The organism is Knoellia pratensis (assembly GCF_042666395.1).
Lineage (GTDB): Bacteria > Actinomycetota > Actinomycetes > Actinomycetales > Dermatophilaceae > Knoellia > Knoellia pratensis.
Genome location: NZ_JBHTDJ010000004.1, coordinates 471,616 through 487,718, shown reverse-complemented (window position 1 = coordinate 487,718; position 16,103 = coordinate 471,616). Strand labels below are relative to the sequence as shown.

The following is a 16,103-nucleotide window of genomic DNA, read 5'->3' as shown; positions in this document are numbered from 1 at the left end:
AGAAGGCACACCCTCATGCGCAACATCGGCGCCCCCGAGATCATCATCATCGCCGTCCTTCTCATCGTCATCTTCGGCTGGAAGCGTCTGCCCGACGCGGCACGCAGCCTGGGCCGCTCGGCTCGTGTCTTCAAGTCCGAGGTCGACGAGATGAAGAGCGATGGCAAGGACAAGCCCTCCGAGACCGTGACGGGTGAGACCGTGCGCCGCGAGTCCGCCACGCCGACCCAGGCTTCGACGGCTCCCACCGCGTCCCCGATCAACGAGAACGCGCCGCGGACGGACAACCAGTCCGGGCCCACGTCCGGCACCACCGTCTGACCTCTCTCTTCGATGCCCCGAGTTGCGAGACCCGGTCGGCCTCACCTGCCCAAGAGGCGTGAGCGCGACCCCGAAGGCAGGATGTCGCTCGGCGACCACCTGCGCGAGTTCCGTCGACGGATCTTCATCGCCGCTGGATCCGTTCTCGTGGTGTCGATCGCAGCAGGGCTGAACTACGAGCGGATCTTCAACTTCCTCTCCGCCCCGTTCAACGACTACAAGAACTCCAACCCGCAGAGCACCATCGAACTCAACTTCGGTGAGGCCACCTCCGCGTTCTCCAACCTCATCACCTTGTCCGTCTTCGTGGGTGTGATCGCCGCGAGTCCCATCTGGCTCTACCAGTTGTGGGCCTTCATCGTTCCGGGGCTGACGAAGAAGGAGAAGCGGATCTCGCTGGCGTTCATCGCGGCGACCGTCCCGCTCTTCCTGGGTGGCTGCTGGTTGGGCTACATCGTCCTGCCGCAGTCGCTCAAGCTGCTCTACGGCTTCTCGCCGGCAGGGACGTCCAACATCCAGCAGGTCTCGGCCTACTTCTCGTTCGTCACCCGATTCATCCTCGTCTTCGGAGGCGGGTTCCTCTTCCCGGTCTTCCTCGTGGCCTTCAACGCCGTGGGCATCCTCTCGGCGCAGAAGATGATCCGCGGGTGGCGCGTGGCAGTCGTGCTGATCTTCGTCTTCGCCGCGGTGGCCACGCCCACGGCAGACCCGATGACGATGTTCCTCCTCGCAGCCCCCCTCATGCTGCTGTACGTCCTGGCCTACGGAGTCGCCCGGCTCATCGACCGCCGTCGTGCGAAGAGCCGACCCGACTGGCTCGAGACGTCCGACGACGAGGCCTCAGCACTGTGAGCCAGAGGCGCCTCGAACGCCTTGGCCTGATCATCAACCCGACGGCGGGCAGGAACACCGGCGCCCGGATCGGCCGTGAAGCGGCGGCGCTGCTGACGGCTGCGGGCCACGAGGTCGTCGACCTGTCGGCCATGGATGGTGCCCACGCCATGGAGCGAGCGCGCACGGCGATCGCGGATCGCACCGTCGACTGCATCGTGGTTGCCGGTGGTGACGGCATGGTGCACTTCGGCGTCAACCTCGTCGCGGGCACTGACATCCCCCTTGGCATCGTGGCCGCAGGCACCGGCAACGACACCGCGCGCGAACTCGGCCTGCCGGTGCGTGACGCGGCCAAGTCCGTGGAGCGCATCACTCACGGGGCCCGTCGCCAGATCGACGCTGTCCGGCACGTCACCCCCCACGGTGATGCGCGTTGGTTCGTCGGCGTGCTCGCCGCAGGCTTCGATGCAGTCGTCAACGAGCGCGCCAACGGTTGGCTGTGGCCCAAGGGGCAGATGCGCTACAACCTCGCGATTCTGCGCGAGCTCGGTGTCTTCACACCCATTCCGTATGCCGTGGAGGTGGACGGAGTTCGCCACGAGACCAAGGCGATGCTCGTCGCGGTCGCCAACGGACCGGCATACGGAGGGGGTATGAAAGTCGTCCCCAGCGCCGAGTTCGACGACGGGCAACTGGACGTCCTCATCCTCCACGAGGTCTCGATCCCCACCCTGTTGCGCGTCTTCCCCAAGGTCTTCAAGGGCGAGCACGTCAGTCACCCGTCGGTCGAGATCATCCGCGGGCGCCACGTGCGGCTCGAGGCCAAGGGCATCGTGTCGTACGCCGACGGGGAACGTTTCGCACCGCTGCCGCTCGAGTGCGAGGTCGTGCCGGGAGCCGTCACGATCCTGACGTAGCCTGACCAGCATGAGCGGGCCACTGATTGAGTCCACTTCACACCTGACCTCTTTTGTGGCCTCACTGGACTTCCCACTGGACGACTTCCAGGTGCAGGGGTGCGAGGCGGTCGAGCGCGGTCAGGGGGTGCTCGTCGCGGCGCCCACCGGAGCGGGCAAGACCATCGTCGGCGAGTTCGCCGTGCACATGGCCCTGGCCACGGGACGCAAGGCGTTCTACACCACCCCGATCAAGGCCCTGTCGAACCAGAAGTACCACGACCTCGTGGCCGTCCACGGCGTCGACAAGGTCGGCCTGCTCACCGGTGACTCGTCGGTCAACGGCGAGGCTCCCGTGGTCGTCATGACCACCGAGGTGCTTCGCAACATGGTGTATGCCGGCAGCGCCACCTTGCGGGGTCTCGGCTTCGTCGTCATGGACGAGGTGCACTACCTCGCCGACCGGTTCCGCGGTGCGGTCTGGGAAGAGGTCATCATCCACCTGCCCGAGTCGGTGCAGGTCATCTCGCTGTCGGCGACCGTGAGCAACGCCGAGGAGTTCGGTGACTGGCTCGCCGAGGTCCGCGGCAACCATGCCGTCGTCGTCTCCGAGCACCGGCCCGTTCCCTTGTGGCAGCACATGCTCGTCGGCAACTCGATGTTCGACCTCTTCGTCGAGGGGACGTCCGAGCCGGACGCCGACGGCGCGAGCGCCCGGGTCAGTCCCGACCTCGTCCAGGCCATCCGAGGCGCCGAGCAGCAACGCGCCGACGGCTGGGTGCGGGGGAGCACGCGCGACAAGGGTCGTGGACCCGAGCGTCCCCGCGACCGCGGACGGAGTGGCGGGAGCGGCGGGAGCGCGAACAGTCGCGACCACGGAGGCGGCCGCGGACGGGGTGGCACGGTCTCCGTCTCCAGTGGGCCAACCGCGCGCGCGGATCGTGGCTTCACGCGGGGCGCTCGCCCGGGTGGGGGAGCGACGCGGGCCGAGGTCATCGCCCAGCTCGACCGAGACGGTCTGTTGCCCGCCATCACGTTCATCTTCAGTCGCATGGGGTGTGAGGGCGCCGTGGGGCAGCTGCTGTCGTCCGACACCCGACTCATCCCGCAGCGCGAGGGTGAGCAGATCCGACGGCACGTCGAGGAACGCATGGGGTCATTGGCCGAGGAGGACCTCGGGATCCTGGGCTACTACGACTTCGTCGAGGCACTCTCACGCGGGTTCGCCTGTCACCACGCGGGCATGCTGCCGTTGTTCCGCGAGATCGTCGAAGAGCTGTTCACTGCCGGACGCATCCGCGCGGTGTTCGCCACCGAGACGTTGGCCCTGGGCATCAACATGCCGGCCCGCACCGTCGTGCTCGAGAAGCTCGTGAAATTCAACGGCGAGACCCACGCGGACATCACGCCAGCCGAATACACCCAGCTCACGGGTCGCGCGGGCCGACGCGGCATCGACATCGAGGGCCACGCCGTCGTGCAGTGGAGCCGGGGCCTCGACCCGCTTGCCGTGGGGGGCCTGGCCTCGACCCGCACCTATCCGCTGCGGTCGAGCTTCAAGCCGACCTACAACATGGCGGTCAACCTCGTCGCCCAGGTCGGTCGACAGGTGGCTCGCGACATCCTGGAGACGTCCTTCGCGCAGTTCCAGGCCGACCGTGCGGTCGTCGGCCTCGCGACCAAGGTCCGGCGCAACGACGAGGCCCTCGAGGGCTACGCCGAGTCGATGCACTGCCACCTTGGCGACTTCCGCGAGTACGCCGACCTGAGGCGGGCCATCGCCGACGCCGAGAAGGATGGCGTGCGCAAGCGTTCGGCCGGTCGCAAGGCAGAGGCTGCGGTCAGCCTCGAGAACCTCAGGATGGGCGACATCATCAAGGTGCCTGCCGGTCGTCGCTCCGGCTGGGCCGTGGTCGTGCAAACCGCCCGAACCGGCAAGGGTGCGCCCAGTGGCCCGGGTGTCGTCACCGAGGATCGACAGTTCCGTCGGCTCACACTCGTCGACGTGCCGGTGCCCGTCTCTGCGGCGGCATCTATCGTCGTCCCCAAGAACTTCAACCCCAAGTCGCCGAAGTCGCGTCGCGACCTCGCGACCACGATGCGCATCGCCGTGCCGCATGACCCACCGCCGATGAGGGCCAAGGAGGTGGCGCAGGACGCCGCGCAGGAGAACGACCGCATCGCCTACCTGCGCGCCGAGCTCAAGGCGCACCCCTGTCACCAGTGCCCCGAGCGCGAGGACCACGCCCGGTGGGCCGAACGTTGGCACCGGCTCAAGCGCGAGACGTCCGGGTTGAAGCGCAAGGTCGAGGGCCGCACCAACTCGGTCGCGCGCACCTTCGATCGCATCTGCGTCCTCCTGACCCAGCTCGGCTACCTCGAGGGCGACGTCGTCACCGAGCGGGGCGAGCGGCTGCGACGCCTCTACACCGAGCGCGACCTGCTCGCCGCCGAGTGCCTGCGCCACGACGTGTGGAAGCGCCTCGACGCGCCGGGCCTGGCGGCGTGTGTGTCCACGCTCGTCCACGAGCCGCGCCACGAGCAGGCAGACCCCTCACCCAGAATGCCCAACGACGAGGTGGCCGCGGCCATCACCGAGATGCAGCGACGGTGGAGCGAGCTCGACGACCTCGAGGGAGACCACGGCCTCGAAGTCACCGCTGTCCCGGACGGCGGCATGGCGTGGATGGTCCACCGCTGGGCGAGCGGCGAGCGGCTGGACGCGGTGCTGCGCGGCCAGGAGATGGCGGCCGGCGACTTCGTCCGTCGGTGCAAGCAGATCGTCGACCTGCTCGGTCAGATCGCCGATGCGGCACCGGACACCGAACTGCGACGCACCGCCCGCAAGGCCATCGACGGAGTCAGACGCGGAGTCGTGGCTGCGGACCGCCTCAACTGAGCCGCCTCCCTTTCCGTCTTCGTGCCCCTGACGGACATGAGGAGCGCAGCGACGTGTGTCCGTCAGGGGCACGAAGACGGTTCTCAGGGGATCTGGAGCGCCCCGAGAACTCGGTTGATCGGGTTCGTGACGCCATAGGTCGAGGCCAGCAGACTCAGCAGGCGCGCGTCCGCCACCTTGGTCGGCAGCGCGATGTCAACGTCGGCGACCGGAGCGTCGCGAGCAACGCGCACGACGCGGGGTGCGACGTCCAGGTATGCCGCGGCGGCCTCGAGATTGGTCCGGCGGGCACCCTTGATGGCCGGATCCCCGTCGGCGACCGCCTTCCGTAGTTCTTCCAAGGATCCGTATGCCGTGATGAGCTGCGCCGCCGTCTTGTCACCGATGCCCTTGACTCCGGGAAGGCCGTCGCTGGTGTCCCCGCGCAGGATCGACATGTCCAGGTAGGCGTCACCGTTGGGCACGGAGTACTTCTCCTGCAGGTAGCTCTGGGTGCCCTGATCCGGTTCTCTCACACCGCCTTTGCCGGTGTAGAGCACGCGTACCGAGTTGGCGTCGTCGATGAGCTGCAGCAGGTCACGATCTCCGGTGACGACATCGATGGCCATCGTTCCGCGGTGCCGCTCGACGAGGGTGCCGATGACGTCGTCGGCCTCGAAGCCGTCGGCTCCGAGCCTCGCCAGACCGAGCGCCGCCAAGGCGTCTGCGATCAACGGAACTTGGGGCGACAGGTCGTCGGGCACCTCTTCGATGGCGGTGTCGGCAGAGGCTGGGTGCGTCTGGTCAGGAACGCCTGCGGTGAAGGCGTTCGGCGCCGAGCCGATGGGCTCACCCACGCGGTGGGCCTTGTAGCTCGGGATGAGGTCGACCCGGAACTGGGGGCGCCAGTCGTTGTCCCAGCATGCGACGAGGTGCGTCGGCTTGTGGGCGGTGACGAGCGTCGCGATCATGTCGAGGAACCCACGTAGCGCGTTGGTCGGCGGCTCGTCGGTCGAGGCCCGCTGGTCCGGCACTCCGAAGAACGCGCGGAAGTAGAGCGAGGCCGAGTCGAGCAGGAGCAGGCGTTCCGACGTCATGGCGGTCAGCCTAGTTGGGGCGCTGCGACTCACAGCGAGCCAGCGACGGTGCCGATCAGCCAGACCGCGCCCGCCAGGAGGAGCAGCACACCCAGCAGGACGTCCCACATCGTCCGGGGAGAACCTCGTCCGATCCGAACGACTCGCACGACGAGCGTCACCGCTATCACGACGACCGTCAGTGGCGCGACGACGATCGCGCCCGCGAAAGCAGCGAAATCGTGCGGGGTGAGGGTGCACCCGAAGCCGAGGCCGGAGCACTGCCCTCCCGGGTTGGTGTCCGGTGCCGACGCGAACCACAGACCCCACGCCACCCACAGGCCCACCAGGGCCATGAGGACGATGAGGGCTCCACGAGGGGCTCGACGAGTCTCGGGTGTTGTGGTCATGACAGAGCATCGTGCCTTGTGTGACTACTGTTGGCGACGTGGAGGACCTTGACCGCAAGATCGTGGAGCAGCTCTCGACCGACGGCCGCATGAGCTACACCGACCTCGGACGCGCACTCGGCATGTCGACCTCGGCCGTGCACCAGCGCGTTCGCCGGCTCGAGAAGCGTGGCGTCATCAAGGGCTACACCGCGCGGGTCGACCACGCCGCTGTCGGCGTGGCCATCACGTCGTTCATCTCGATCACCCCGCTCGACCCGGCAGCGCCGGACGACATCCCCGATCACCTGCGCGACATTCCCGCCATCGAGGAGTGCCACTCCGTCGCAGGTGACATGAACTACATCCTCAAGGTCCGCGTTGCCACGCCACTCGAGCTCGAAGAGCTGCTGGCCCGCATTCGCGCCGCGGCCAATGTCTCGACGAAGACGACGGTCGTCCTCTCCACTCCCTGGGAATAGCCCGGCCCGACCTGTGGAAAAGCCGGCGGTCGTTGTCGCGATCTCCGGCACGATCCCGGCATGACCTTTGACGACCTGCCCCCGGACCTGCGCGACCTCTCACTCGATGACCCGACGCTGCGTGCCGACGTCGTCGACCTCTTCGTGGGCGCCTTCGACCGAGTCGACGGATGCTTCGCCGTCGTCCTGCTCGATGACGAACACCGGATCGTCCAGCCCGTCCTCATCACCGAGATGGGGGAGGCCGACCCGTCAGCCCTGGCCGTGCCGCTCCGGCTGCTCCTGACCGAGGCGAGGCCCCCAGCCATCATCGGGGCGCTCGGGCGGCCGGGCTCCGCGTTGTTCACCGACACCGACCGCGCCTGCCACCAGGTGCTGGTGGACCTCTGTCGCGAGCTCGACATCGAGCTCCTGGGTGCCTACGTCGCGACCGACAATCTTGTGCGCGAGCTACCGGACCACCTTCGGATGGCGTCCTGACTATCGCGCGATCGGTCCCGTGCTGGCGTCCGTCACGCTGACGAGGTCCGCTGGCGAGAGTTCCAGATCGAGTCCGCGCCGCCCGCCCGAGACGAAGACGGTCTCGTGCTCGGCCGCCGACACATCGACCACGGTCGACAGCGCTCGCTTCTGTCCGATCGGGGAGATGCCACCGACGACGTAGCCCGAACTGCGCTCTGCCGCAACGGGATCGGCCATCGCAACCTTCTTCACACCCAGCGCGCCGGCCATCGCCTTGAGGTCCAGGGTGCGATCCACGGGCACCACACCCACGGCCAGCCCGGTGCCGGTGTCGACGAGGAGCGTCTTGAAGACTCTGGCCGGTTCGACGCCCAGCGCCCGCGCTGCTTCGAGTCCGAAGGACTCGGCCGCGGGGTCGTGCTCGTAGGCGCGGACGGCATACGGAATCCCGGCCCTGGCCAGCGCGACGGTCGCCGGGGTGCCCACCGAACCACCGCGGTCCTTGCGTGCCATGACGCGAGAGTATGCGGTCCGCTCGCCGCGAGAGCGACCGCGCCTCAGTCAGTCGGGCCGTTGGGCTGGAGGACCCAGCGCCCACGTCCGCCCGAGCCCATGCCGACGAAGGCCTTGTCGAACTCGGTGAGCTGCACCGTTCCCGCAACCCTCGGGGTCAGCGTGCCCTCTGCGGCCAGGGTGAGAAGCCGTTCGAGTGTCGACGCGTCACTGGTGACCGACACGGCAGTGGCTGACCGACCGAGGGGCAGCGTCGGGAGGGGCAGCGCCCCCAGAACGCTGACCAGGGTCCCACCGTCACGCAGAGAGGGCGCCAGCCCAGTGGTGAACAGGTCGTCATCGAGCTGAAGCGGTGCAGCATCCAGGATCGCGTCGAAGCCCTCGTCGGCCGGCAGCCGCGTGATGAGCCGAGCACCGGGGCGTTCGATGAACTCGCGGTCGTGCAGACGCGCCAGGCCCGTGACCTGCCAGCCGGCGAGCACCGCAAGCTCGACGGCATACCCACCCACGCCACCGGCTGCACCGGTGATGAGGAGGGCTCGTCCGTCTGCAGGCCCGAGATGGTCCAGCGCCTGCGAGGCAGTGACGGCGTTCATCCCCACGGCCGCAGCGACGTCGTGGTCGAGCCCGTCAGGGACAGCAGCAAGATCCTTTGCCGGTACCACGACGAACTCCGAGAGGGCACCCAGCCGCTTGTCCGGGCCGGTGAGCAGGGCGGCCACCCGCTTGCCCGGTGCCCAGCCCACCTCCTCCTCACCGACGTCGTCCACGACGCCGACCAAGTCCCAGCCCAGTCCGAGCGGCTGTGAGTGGGTGATGTGGCCGAGGTCGTGGAACATTCCGTCGCGCACCATGGCATCGACCGGGTTGAGACTGGCCGCAAGGACGCGCACTCGGACCTCACCGGGTTCGGGTCGGGGGGCAGGAAGGTCGATCAGTCCGACCTGATGACGGGCGGGGGAGACGAGCGCTTTCATGGATACCTCTTCTGGGTCGACTCGACGTGCTTGCACCCCCTACCCTGAACAAAGCACTCCCCATTGGGAAGTAGGCACCTGAAGGTGCGTAACTCACCGGAGGAACCTTGATGGCAACCCTGACAGCAGCAGACCGCCGGCGGCTCGCACGCGTCGAGTACGACGCCTTCCTCGCGGCCTGTCCGAGCCGCCAGCTCCTCGACCGCATCTCCGACAAGTGGGTCACGCTGAGCCTGACAGCGCTCGCGGACGGACCCCAGAGGTACTCCGAGATCAGCAGACGGGTGGCTGGAGTGAGCCAGAAGATGCTGACCCAGACCTTGCGCGGCCTCGAGCGCGACGGTCTGGTCACGCGGACGGTGACCCCCATGGTGCCTGTGCGCGTCGACTATGAGTTGACGCCGCTCGGCGACAGCCTGTTGGAGACCCTGAAGCCGCTCAAGCGGTGGGCCGAACTGCACATGGTCGAGGTCGACCGAGCGCGTGACACATTTGAGCGCGCCGCGCCCAGCGCCAACGGTTGACCGTCAGGCCTTGGTGGTGAGGATCCGCGTGAGGGCGGCCGCGCTGGAAAGCACCACGACGACGACTCCGTAGATCGTGGCTGTGGTTTCGAGGCCCAAGTGGGGGGCGGCGAATCCAGCTGCCACGGCGGGCAGGCCGAACGCGAGATAGCTGACGACGAAGACGCTCGAGAAGAGCTCGCCACGTTGGTCGGGACCAACCGTGTTCGAGATCGACCGCATGATGCCGAGGAACGACGTGCCGAAACCAGAGCCGGCCACGACAGCCGCGAGCAGGAACCCGGTGAGCGACTCGGCGTGCAGTGCGATCAGGGTCAGTGCGGTCCCGAGAGCGAGCATCGTCGTGCCGTAGATCGTGATCTGTCGGGGCGTGCGGTTGCGGAAGAGGTAGGAGCTCAACGCGCCCGTTCCGGTGAGCACGGCGACCACAGATCCCTGGACGAAGTGGCTGCGTCCGCCGAGGAGCTGGCCGACGATCGGCGCGCCCAAGGACAGGTAGAGCCCGCCGGTGGCCCAGCCGGCGAAGAGAGCCGGAGCGCTGCGCTGGAAGGCCGCACGGGCGGGCGCGGGGATCCCCACACGCGGTCGGAGCGATCGCCGCCACCCCTCGTGGCGCGGGGAGGTCTCCGGCAGGGCGAGCGCGCCGAGAGCCATGACGAGGTAGACCACGGTGAGGGTGGCGAACACGATCGTCAGCGCCGAAGCGGGGGAGGAGTCAAGCACCAGGCCGCCAATGAGGGCGCCCGCTGCGAGACCGAACAGAGGCGTCACGCTGTTGAGCGTCGCGGCCAGGCCCGGACGTGATGCCGGTTCGAGGTCGGTCACTGCTGCGGTCATCGTCGACATGAGCAGGCCGGCTGCCAGTCCCTGGACTGCACGGGAGATGAGGAGCGTCGTGACGCTGTCGGCGTGCCAGAAGCCGACCATGCTCGCTGCGAGAACCACGAACCCGGCGGCGAGCACCGGTCGACGGCCGATGTGGTCGGAAAGCGACCCGGTGACAAGGAGGGTGGCGAGCAACGCCAGGGCGTAGACCCCGAAGATCGTCGTCATCGTGCCCGCAGAGAAGCCGAGCTCGGCCTGCAACACCGGATAGAAAGGCGACGGCGCGCTCGCACCGACCATCAGGGCAACGACCGAGGTCAGCGCGAGAGCGAAGCCGGGGCCACGGCCCAGTCGGCGGGATCCCGCCCTCTCAGGGTGCGTCGCCGCCGGCTCGGTGGTCGCCTCACCGCGGGTCTGGATGCTGCTGGTCGCGCTCATGACGGGCCTCTCGGACGGAAACAACGGTTCGAATGTTGTCGAACCGTGGTTTCGCGCCCGGCATTCCCGATGTCCAGCATTTGGTTCGACTATTGTCGAACCATGCCCGCAAACCAGGTGCTGCCGCATCCCGCGATGGGGGACGTGGCCCTCACGGACGTCCTCTTCGCGTTGAGCGATCCCAGCCGCCTGCAGATCGTCCGTGACCTCGCCGACGGCCCGCTCGAAATGGCTCAGTGTGGCGCCACCAACCCGGCCCTGCCGAAGTCGACGAAGTCGCACCTGATGAAGGTGCTGCGAGAAGCAGGCGTCGTTCGCAACGAACCTCAGGGCCGAGGGCGGCTGGTGTCACTGCGCCGCGAGGAGCTCGACGAGACCTTTCCCGGGTTGCTCGACAGCGTCCTGAACGCACCAAAGGCCTGACCCTCAAGCGGAGGGTCAGGCCTTTGATGTCAGCTGATCAGAGCAGGTCGCGGGCCGAGGCCTCGCGGCTCGCACCGGCGCCCGCGAGCGCTGCGGCGTGCACCTGCTCGACATCCGTGTTGGAGTTCCACCACTGCTGACCCACCTCGGGCAGCGTGTAGATCGGGTCGTAGTACACGTACTCGCGCGACAGCGCCTGCTCGTCCGCGCCCTCGATGGAGGTGCGGTAGTTCTTGCGCCAGAACGACATGCCCTTGTCCCGGTCGTAGGTGTCGACCTGGTGGACCCAGCGTTTGCCGACGAACGGGACATCGCAGACGATGCGCGGCGTCGCGAACCCGGGGAGGTAGCCCATGATCGTGTGCTGCAGGTGCTGCGCCTCGTGCAGGGCAAGCCGCCAGTGCTCCGAGAACGGGATCATGTCGCACATGTAGAAGTAGTACGGCGTGATCATGGCTTCGTCCTGCAGGGCGAAGCAGAGGTCGAGGAGGTCCTTGCTCGTGTCATTGATTCCACGCATGAGGACGCCCTGGTTGCGGACGTCGCGCACGCCGGCCTCGAGCATCGCCTTGGACGCGTCAGCGACCAGGGGAGTGACGGATTGCGCGTGGTTGACGTGGGTGTGGATCGCGAGCGACACCCCACGGGAACGGGCGAGCGCCGAAACGCGCGCCACGCCCTCGACGACGTCCGGCTGCAGCCAGTGCTGCGGCAGGCCCATGAGCGCCTTGGTCGCGAGGCGGATGTCCTTGATGTTGTCGATCCGCATGAGCTTGTCGAGGAAGCCCTCGAGGTTCTTCCACGGCATGTTGGCCACGTCGCCCCCGGAGACAACGACGTCGCGCACCTGCGGGGTCCGCTGCAGGTAGTCGAGCATCGCGGCGTGGCGGTCAACCGGCTTGCCTGCGAGCTTGAGCTTGACGATCTGGGCCGTCGAGTTGCCGACGAGGTCCATGCGCGTGCAGTGGCCGCAGTACTGCGGGCACGTGGGCAGCATCTCGGCGAGCACCTTGGTGGGGTAGCGGTGGGTCAGGCCCTCGACCGCCCACATGTCGTGCTCGTGGAGGCTGTCACGCGCGGCGAAGGGGTGTGACGGCCAGTCGGAGCGACGGTCGCTGAAGACGGGAAGCATGTAGCGACGCACCGGGTCGGCGAGGAACGCCTGCGTGAACGCGGCACCAGCGGACGGCATCGAGCCGTCGGCCCACGACATCTCGCTGACCATCGTGTTCATCATCTGCGGGGGGACGAGCATCGACATCGTGGCCCGCTCGACCTGGTCGCGCTCAAGGTCCGCGTAGAACTCCTCCGTGAGGAGGTCGCCCATGAGCTCGCGCAGCTGGGCAACGTTCTTGACGCAGTGCGCCCGCTGCCACTGGGCGCTCGCCCATTCGTCCTTCGTGACCTGGCGATACCCGGGGAAACGGGTCCAGTCGGGCTCGACGAGCTCGCGACGCCGGTAGACGTAAGGCTGCTCGATGTTTGTCGTCATGCATGCGAGGATACGGACAGACCACCCGCAAGTCATCTTCATCCCGCAATATTTGTTGCCCAGTGTTGTCAGACAGGAGAACTTCCCGTGCGTGGAACGCCACAGGTGAGCACGACAAGCTCCCCGTTCGGAGTGCATCGAGTCCTCGAGCCGGTCGGCGAATCGCTGCCTCAGGCCGCGCGTGTCCTCGATCCCCGCCCTGAGATCTGGCCCGATGAAGTCCGCATCGACATCGAAACCCTCAACCTCGATGCTGCGTCCTACCGACAGCTCCACGACAAGCACGAGGGTGACGGTGCCGCCATCCGCAGCGAGGTCCTCGCGATCGTGGGGGAACGCGGCAAGATGCAGAACCCCGTCACCGGCAGTGGCGGCATGCTCATCGGCACGGTCGCCGAAGTAGGTCCCGACTCGACGCTGGGACTCACCGCCGGCGATCGCGTGGCCACCCTCGTGTCGCTGTCCCTCACACCGCTGGCCATCACGGACGGCCTGGCGAGCTGGGACGGTCTGGGGGAGCGGGTACCCGCGCAGGGTCACGCGATCCTCTTCGGCCGCTCGATCGCCGCCACCCTGCCTGACGACCTGTCGCCCGAGCTTGCGCTGATGGTCATGGATGTCTGCGGCGCACCGGCGCTCGTCTCCCGGACAGTCAAGGGGTATGCCGCCCGCTCTCGTTCCGCTGACACGTCGCCCTCCGTCGACGGTCCGTCCGTTGTCGTGCTCGGGGGAGCGGGCAAGTCCGGTTCGCTTTCGCTCGTCGCTGCTGCCGATGCCGGCGCCACGCGCCGGGTGGCGGTCGTGCGCGACCAGGCCGAGGCCGATCTCCTTGACGGCACCGGCCTCGCGACTCACGTCGTCATCGCCGACGCCCGCAACCCGCTCGGGCTCACCGAGGCGCTCGCGACCGTCGGCGGTCCGGCCGACCTCACCGTCGTCTGTGTCGATGTCACCGGGTGTGAGCAGCCAGCCATCCTCGCGACGTCCGAGGGTGGCACGGTCATCTTCTTCTCGATGGCGACGAACTTCGCCGCCGCAGCGCTCGGGGCCGAGGGCTTGGCCGCCGACGTGACCATGCTGGTCGGCAACGGCTACGTCCCCGGGCACGCGGCATACGCGCTCGAACTCATCCGCGGCAACGCCGCGGTCAGAGGCCTGTTCGAAGGCCGACTCACTCAGGAGGACCACGCGTGACCCCGCTGCTCGAGCTCGACAGAGCCGATGTCCGACGTGCCCGCGCCCTCGCCCGCAAGGTCGGCAAACCGGTCGTCGACATCGCCAACAAGCACACGACCGTCTCGGTCGAGCGCGCCACGCTGCGCCTCGCCGGACTCTCCGGTGCTGACCACGAACGCGTCCCGTGGGTCAACCACCTCGTCGACGCTGTCCGCGAGAGCGCGGGCCTCGAACACGGCGTGACCCTGCCGGTCTGGGACGCCCTCCGACGCGGGGCTGCGCCCGACCTGTTGACGCTGGCCCAGATGGCGAGCAGCCGCTCGGTCGAGTTCCGCATCCCCGAAGGCAAGGTCGCCACAGCGGCAGCCAAGCAGTCCCGACAAGCGGTGGCGGGCGGCATACGCACGATTGACAAGCAACGCGCCGCACGTGACCGGCTCATCAAGCGACACGGTGACCCGAAGCAGCGGCCCTGGATCTATCTCATCGTCGCCACCGGCGACATCTACGAGGACATCCCGCAGGCGCAGGCGGCCGCGCGCGAGGGCGCCGACGTCATCGCCGTCATCCGTTCCACCGGACAGAGCCTGCTCGACTACGTCCCCGAGGGCGCAACCCGCGAGGGGTATGCCGGGACGTACGCCACCCAGGAGAACTTCCGGCTCATGCGGGCCGCGCTCGACGAGACGAGCAAGGAGGTCGGCCGCTACATCCGACTGACCAACTACGCGTCCGGTTTGTGCATGCCCGAGATCGCGGCGCTCGCGGGCATGGAGCGGCTCGACATGATGCTCAACGACTCGATGTACGGCATCCTCTTCCGCGACATCAACCCGATCAGAACCTTTGTGGACCAACGGTTTTCGCGTCAGGTGCACGCGCGCGCCGGCATCATCATCAACACCGGTGAGGACAACTACCTCACGACGAGTGACGCCGTTGAGGCCGCGCACACGGTGACCGTGAGCCAGCTGCTCAACGAGTACTTCGCCAAGGAGGCCGGGCTCGAGGACTGGCAGCTCGGCCTCGGGCACGCGTTCGAGATCAACCCCGACCTGCACGACTCGTTCCGGATGGAGCTGGCCCACGCGCTCCTCGCCCGGACCCTCTTCCCGGACGCGCCGCTGAAGTGGATGCCGCCGACCAAGCACATGACCGGTGACGTCTTCAAGGGCAACCTGCTCGACGGCTTCTTCAACCTCGTCGGCGCTCTCACCGGACAGGGGATCCTGCTCGTCGGGATGATGACCGAGGCCGTCGTCACGCCCTGGATCTCGGACCGCGACATCGCCCTGCAGAACGTCCGCTACGTCCTCAACGCGGCAGGCGGACTGACCGAGGACTTCCACCCGCCGCGCGACGGGTTCATCCAGACGCGGGCCCGCCACGTCCTGGGGGAGGCGATCGACCTGCTCCAGCAGATCACCGACGAGCCCAGTCGCGCGCCCCTTCTGGAGGCCATCGCCGACGGGACCTTCGGCGAGATGAAGCGCCCCGCAACGGCTGGCAAGGGGCTCGACGGTGTCATCGTGCGCGCCGCCGGCTACGACAACCCGGCCATCACCCTTCTCGAGACGGGCGCCACCCGATGAGCGTGTCCAAGGTCCCGACCCCTGAGGCATCGACCGACTCGACGCCCTCGGTCATCCGTCCCTACGGCGACCAGACCGGCGACGGCATGGTCCAGGTCTCCTTCACCCTCCCGATGGCCAGCAGCAAGCGCGCGGAGGGCGCCGCCCTCCAGCTCGCCGGCAAGATGGGCATCGAGCCGGCCATCGTCGTGCACAGCAAGGCGATCGGCGACGGGTTCACCTTCTTCGTCGTCTACGGGTCGGTCAAGCACCTCGTCGAACCGCACCTCGTCGAGGTCGTCGAGCGCGAGTTCCCGTTGCTGTCCGGCAAGGAGATCAACACCGCGATCAAGAAGCACCTGCGACGCAAGCTCGTCGTCGTCGGCGCGTGCATCGGCACCGACGCCCACACCGTGGGCATCGACGCGATCCTCAACATCAAGGGCTTCGCGGGGGAGAAGGGCCTCGAGTACCACCGCGAGATCACCGTCGTGAACCTTGGCGCCCAGGTCCTCATCCCCGAGCTCGTCGAGCGCGCCCGCGAGGCCAGGGCCGACGCCGTCCTCGTGAGCCAGGTCGTCACCCAGCGCGACGCGCACATCCACAACACGACCGCGATGTCGGCCGCCTTCCGCGAGGCCTTCCCGGCCGGCAAGGTGCCGCTGCTCGTCGTCGGAGGCCCCCGGTTCGAGGAGGGTTCGGCCGGTTCGCTCGGCGTGGACCGGATCTTCGGCCGCGGCACGACACCCGGTGAGGTCGCGAGCTATCTCATCCACGCCCTCGTCCCTCAGCGAGACGCCGACCGCCAAGCCAAGGGAGCCTGAAG

General features: G+C 67.9%; 17 protein-coding genes. 11 read left to right on the top strand and 6 right to left on the bottom strand.

Translation table 11 applies throughout. The annotated features are described in order from the left end of the window. Positions 1-15: 15 nt before the first annotated feature. The 4 genes from tatA to ACFQRE_RS18500 are packed head-to-tail and all read left to right on the top strand — an operon-like array spanning position 16 to position 4,950. Positions 16-321 carry a Sec-independent protein translocase subunit TatA gene (gene tatA, locus ACFQRE_RS18515; RefSeq protein ID WP_380125281.1) on the top strand — a complete coding sequence of 102 codons (306 nt, stop codon included), beginning with the start codon at positions 16-18 and terminating at the stop codon, positions 319-321. Positions 322-333: 12 nt separating this feature from the next. Next, on the top strand, positions 334-1,173 hold the full coding sequence (tatC, locus tag ACFQRE_RS18510; RefSeq protein WP_380125279.1) for a twin-arginine translocase subunit TatC: 840 nt from the start codon (positions 334-336) through the stop codon (positions 1,171-1,173). Then, positions 1,170-2,072: a diacylglycerol/lipid kinase family protein gene (locus tag ACFQRE_RS18505; RefSeq protein ID WP_380125277.1), complete on the top strand. Its 903-nt coding sequence runs from the start codon at positions 1,170-1,172 to the stop codon at positions 2,070-2,072. Before tatC ends, ACFQRE_RS18505 begins: the two co-directional genes overlap by 4 nt. 10 nt (positions 2,073-2,082) lie before the next feature. Then, a complete protein-coding gene (locus ACFQRE_RS18500) occupies positions 2,083-4,950 on the top strand; it encodes a DEAD/DEAH box helicase (protein WP_380125275.1) in 2,868 nt (955 codons plus the stop codon). 83 nt (positions 4,951-5,033) lie between these two features. On the opposite strand, the gene ACFQRE_RS18495 is transcribed toward ACFQRE_RS18500, so the two are convergent. Beyond that, positions 5,034-6,026, bottom strand: a complete 993-nt coding sequence (locus ACFQRE_RS18495) for a 5'-3' exonuclease (protein WP_380125273.1) — start codon at positions 6,024-6,026, stop codon at positions 5,034-5,036. 29 nt (positions 6,027-6,055) lie between these two features. Continuing rightward, entirely contained in the window at positions 6,056-6,415 is a 360-nt protein-coding gene (locus ACFQRE_RS18490; RefSeq protein ID WP_380125271.1) for a hypothetical protein, read from the bottom strand. Positions 6,416-6,453: 38 nt separating this feature from the next. On the opposite strand from ACFQRE_RS18490, the gene ACFQRE_RS18485 reads away from it, so the two are divergent. Next, entirely contained in the window at positions 6,454-6,876 is a 423-nt protein-coding gene (locus tag ACFQRE_RS18485; RefSeq protein WP_009774887.1) for an Lrp/AsnC family transcriptional regulator, read from the top strand. A 60-nt stretch (positions 6,877-6,936) separates the two neighbouring features. After that, entirely contained in the window at positions 6,937-7,356 is a 420-nt protein-coding gene (locus tag ACFQRE_RS18480; protein WP_380125268.1) for a hypothetical protein, read from the top strand. Here the strand turns inward: ACFQRE_RS18480 and ybaK are convergent, their stop codons facing one another. Both ybaK and ACFQRE_RS18470 read right to left on the bottom strand, forming a co-directional pair. Then, positions 7,357-7,851 carry a Cys-tRNA(Pro) deacylase gene (gene ybaK / locus ACFQRE_RS18475; protein WP_380125266.1) on the bottom strand — a complete coding sequence of 165 codons (495 nt, stop codon included), beginning with the start codon at positions 7,849-7,851 and terminating at the stop codon, positions 7,357-7,359. A gap of 44 nt (positions 7,852-7,895) precedes the next feature. Then, complete coding sequence (locus ACFQRE_RS18470) at positions 7,896-8,828, bottom strand: NADP-dependent oxidoreductase (protein WP_380125264.1); 933 nt, start codon at positions 8,826-8,828, stop codon at positions 7,896-7,898. A 110-nt stretch (positions 8,829-8,938) separates the two neighbouring features. Between ACFQRE_RS18470 and ACFQRE_RS18465 the strand changes: the two genes are divergently transcribed. After that, positions 8,939-9,352, top strand: coding sequence for a winged helix-turn-helix transcriptional regulator (locus ACFQRE_RS18465; RefSeq protein ID WP_380125262.1), 414 nt, complete (start codon positions 8,939-8,941; stop codon positions 9,350-9,352). Positions 9,353-9,355: 3 nt separating this feature from the next. On the opposite strand, the gene ACFQRE_RS18460 is transcribed toward ACFQRE_RS18465, so the two are convergent. Beyond that, the gene (locus ACFQRE_RS18460) at positions 9,356-10,615 is read right to left on the bottom strand and encodes an MFS transporter (RefSeq protein WP_380125260.1); all 1,260 of its coding nucleotides are present in this window, start codon (positions 10,613-10,615) and stop codon (positions 9,356-9,358) included. Positions 10,616-10,717: 102 nt separating this feature from the next. Here ACFQRE_RS18460 and ACFQRE_RS18455 point away from each other — a divergent pair, with 102 nt between their 5' ends. Further along, a complete protein-coding gene (locus ACFQRE_RS18455; protein ID WP_380125257.1) occupies positions 10,718-11,038 on the top strand; it encodes an ArsR/SmtB family transcription factor in 321 nt (106 codons plus the stop codon). 37 nt (positions 11,039-11,075) lie between these two features. Here the strand turns inward: ACFQRE_RS18455 and ACFQRE_RS18450 are convergent, their stop codons facing one another. Next, complete coding sequence (locus tag ACFQRE_RS18450) at positions 11,076-12,530, bottom strand: KamA family radical SAM protein (RefSeq protein ID WP_380125255.1); 1,455 nt, start codon at positions 12,528-12,530, stop codon at positions 11,076-11,078. Between the two features lie 105 nt (positions 12,531-12,635). On the opposite strand from ACFQRE_RS18450, the gene kdd reads away from it, so the two are divergent. From kdd to kamE, 3 genes are read left to right on the top strand one after another with little or no spacing between them, the layout of a single operon-like run. Next, on the top strand, positions 12,636-13,724 hold the full coding sequence (gene kdd / locus ACFQRE_RS18445) for an L-erythro-3,5-diaminohexanoate dehydrogenase (protein ID WP_380125253.1): 1,089 nt from the start codon (positions 12,636-12,638) through the stop codon (positions 13,722-13,724). After that, on the top strand, positions 13,721-15,298 hold the full coding sequence (gene kamD / locus ACFQRE_RS18440) for a lysine 5,6-aminomutase subunit alpha (RefSeq protein WP_380125251.1): 1,578 nt from the start codon (positions 13,721-13,723) through the stop codon (positions 15,296-15,298). Before kdd ends, kamD begins: the two co-directional genes overlap by 4 nt. After that, complete coding sequence (gene kamE, locus ACFQRE_RS18435; RefSeq protein ID WP_380125249.1) at positions 15,295-16,101, top strand: lysine 5,6-aminomutase subunit beta; 807 nt, start codon at positions 15,295-15,297, stop codon at positions 16,099-16,101. The genes kamD and kamE overlap by 4 nt, the downstream gene beginning before the upstream one ends. The last annotated feature ends 2 nt before the right edge of the window (positions 16,102-16,103 follow it).

Excerpts from the sequence above, each read along its gene's own strand:
- tatA (WP_380125281.1), top strand. The coding sequence starts at position 16 with ATGCGCAACATCGGCGCCCCCGAGATCATCATCATCGCCGTCCTTCTC.
- tatC (WP_380125279.1), top strand. The coding sequence starts at position 334 with ATGCCCCGAGTTGCGAGACCCGGTCGGCCTCACCTGCCCAAGAGGCGT.
- ACFQRE_RS18500 (WP_380125275.1), top strand. The coding sequence starts at position 2,083 with ATGAGCGGGCCACTGATTGAGTCCACTTCACACCTGACCTCTTTTGTG.
- ACFQRE_RS18495 (WP_380125273.1), bottom strand. The coding sequence starts at position 6,026 with ATGACGTCGGAACGCCTGCTCCTGCTCGACTCGGCCTCGCTCTACTTC.
- ACFQRE_RS18490 (WP_380125271.1), bottom strand. The coding sequence starts at position 6,415 with ATGACCACAACACCCGAGACTCGTCGAGCCCCTCGTGGAGCCCTCATC.
- ACFQRE_RS18480 (WP_380125268.1), top strand. The coding sequence starts at position 6,937 with ATGACCTTTGACGACCTGCCCCCGGACCTGCGCGACCTCTCACTCGAT.
- ybaK (WP_380125266.1), bottom strand. The coding sequence starts at position 7,851 with ATGGCACGCAAGGACCGCGGTGGTTCGGTGGGCACCCCGGCGACCGTC.
- ACFQRE_RS18470 (WP_380125264.1), bottom strand. The coding sequence starts at position 8,828 with ATGAAAGCGCTCGTCTCCCCCGCCCGTCATCAGGTCGGACTGATCGAC.
- ACFQRE_RS18465 (WP_380125262.1), top strand. The coding sequence starts at position 8,939 with ATGGCAACCCTGACAGCAGCAGACCGCCGGCGGCTCGCACGCGTCGAG.
- ACFQRE_RS18460 (WP_380125260.1), bottom strand. The coding sequence starts at position 10,615 with ATGAGCGCGACCAGCAGCATCCAGACCCGCGGTGAGGCGACCACCGAG.
- ACFQRE_RS18455 (WP_380125257.1), top strand. The coding sequence starts at position 10,718 with ATGCCCGCAAACCAGGTGCTGCCGCATCCCGCGATGGGGGACGTGGCC.
- ACFQRE_RS18450 (WP_380125255.1), bottom strand. The coding sequence starts at position 12,530 with ATGACGACAAACATCGAGCAGCCTTACGTCTACCGGCGTCGCGAGCTC.
- kamE (WP_380125249.1), top strand. The coding sequence starts at position 15,295 with ATGAGCGTGTCCAAGGTCCCGACCCCTGAGGCATCGACCGACTCGACG.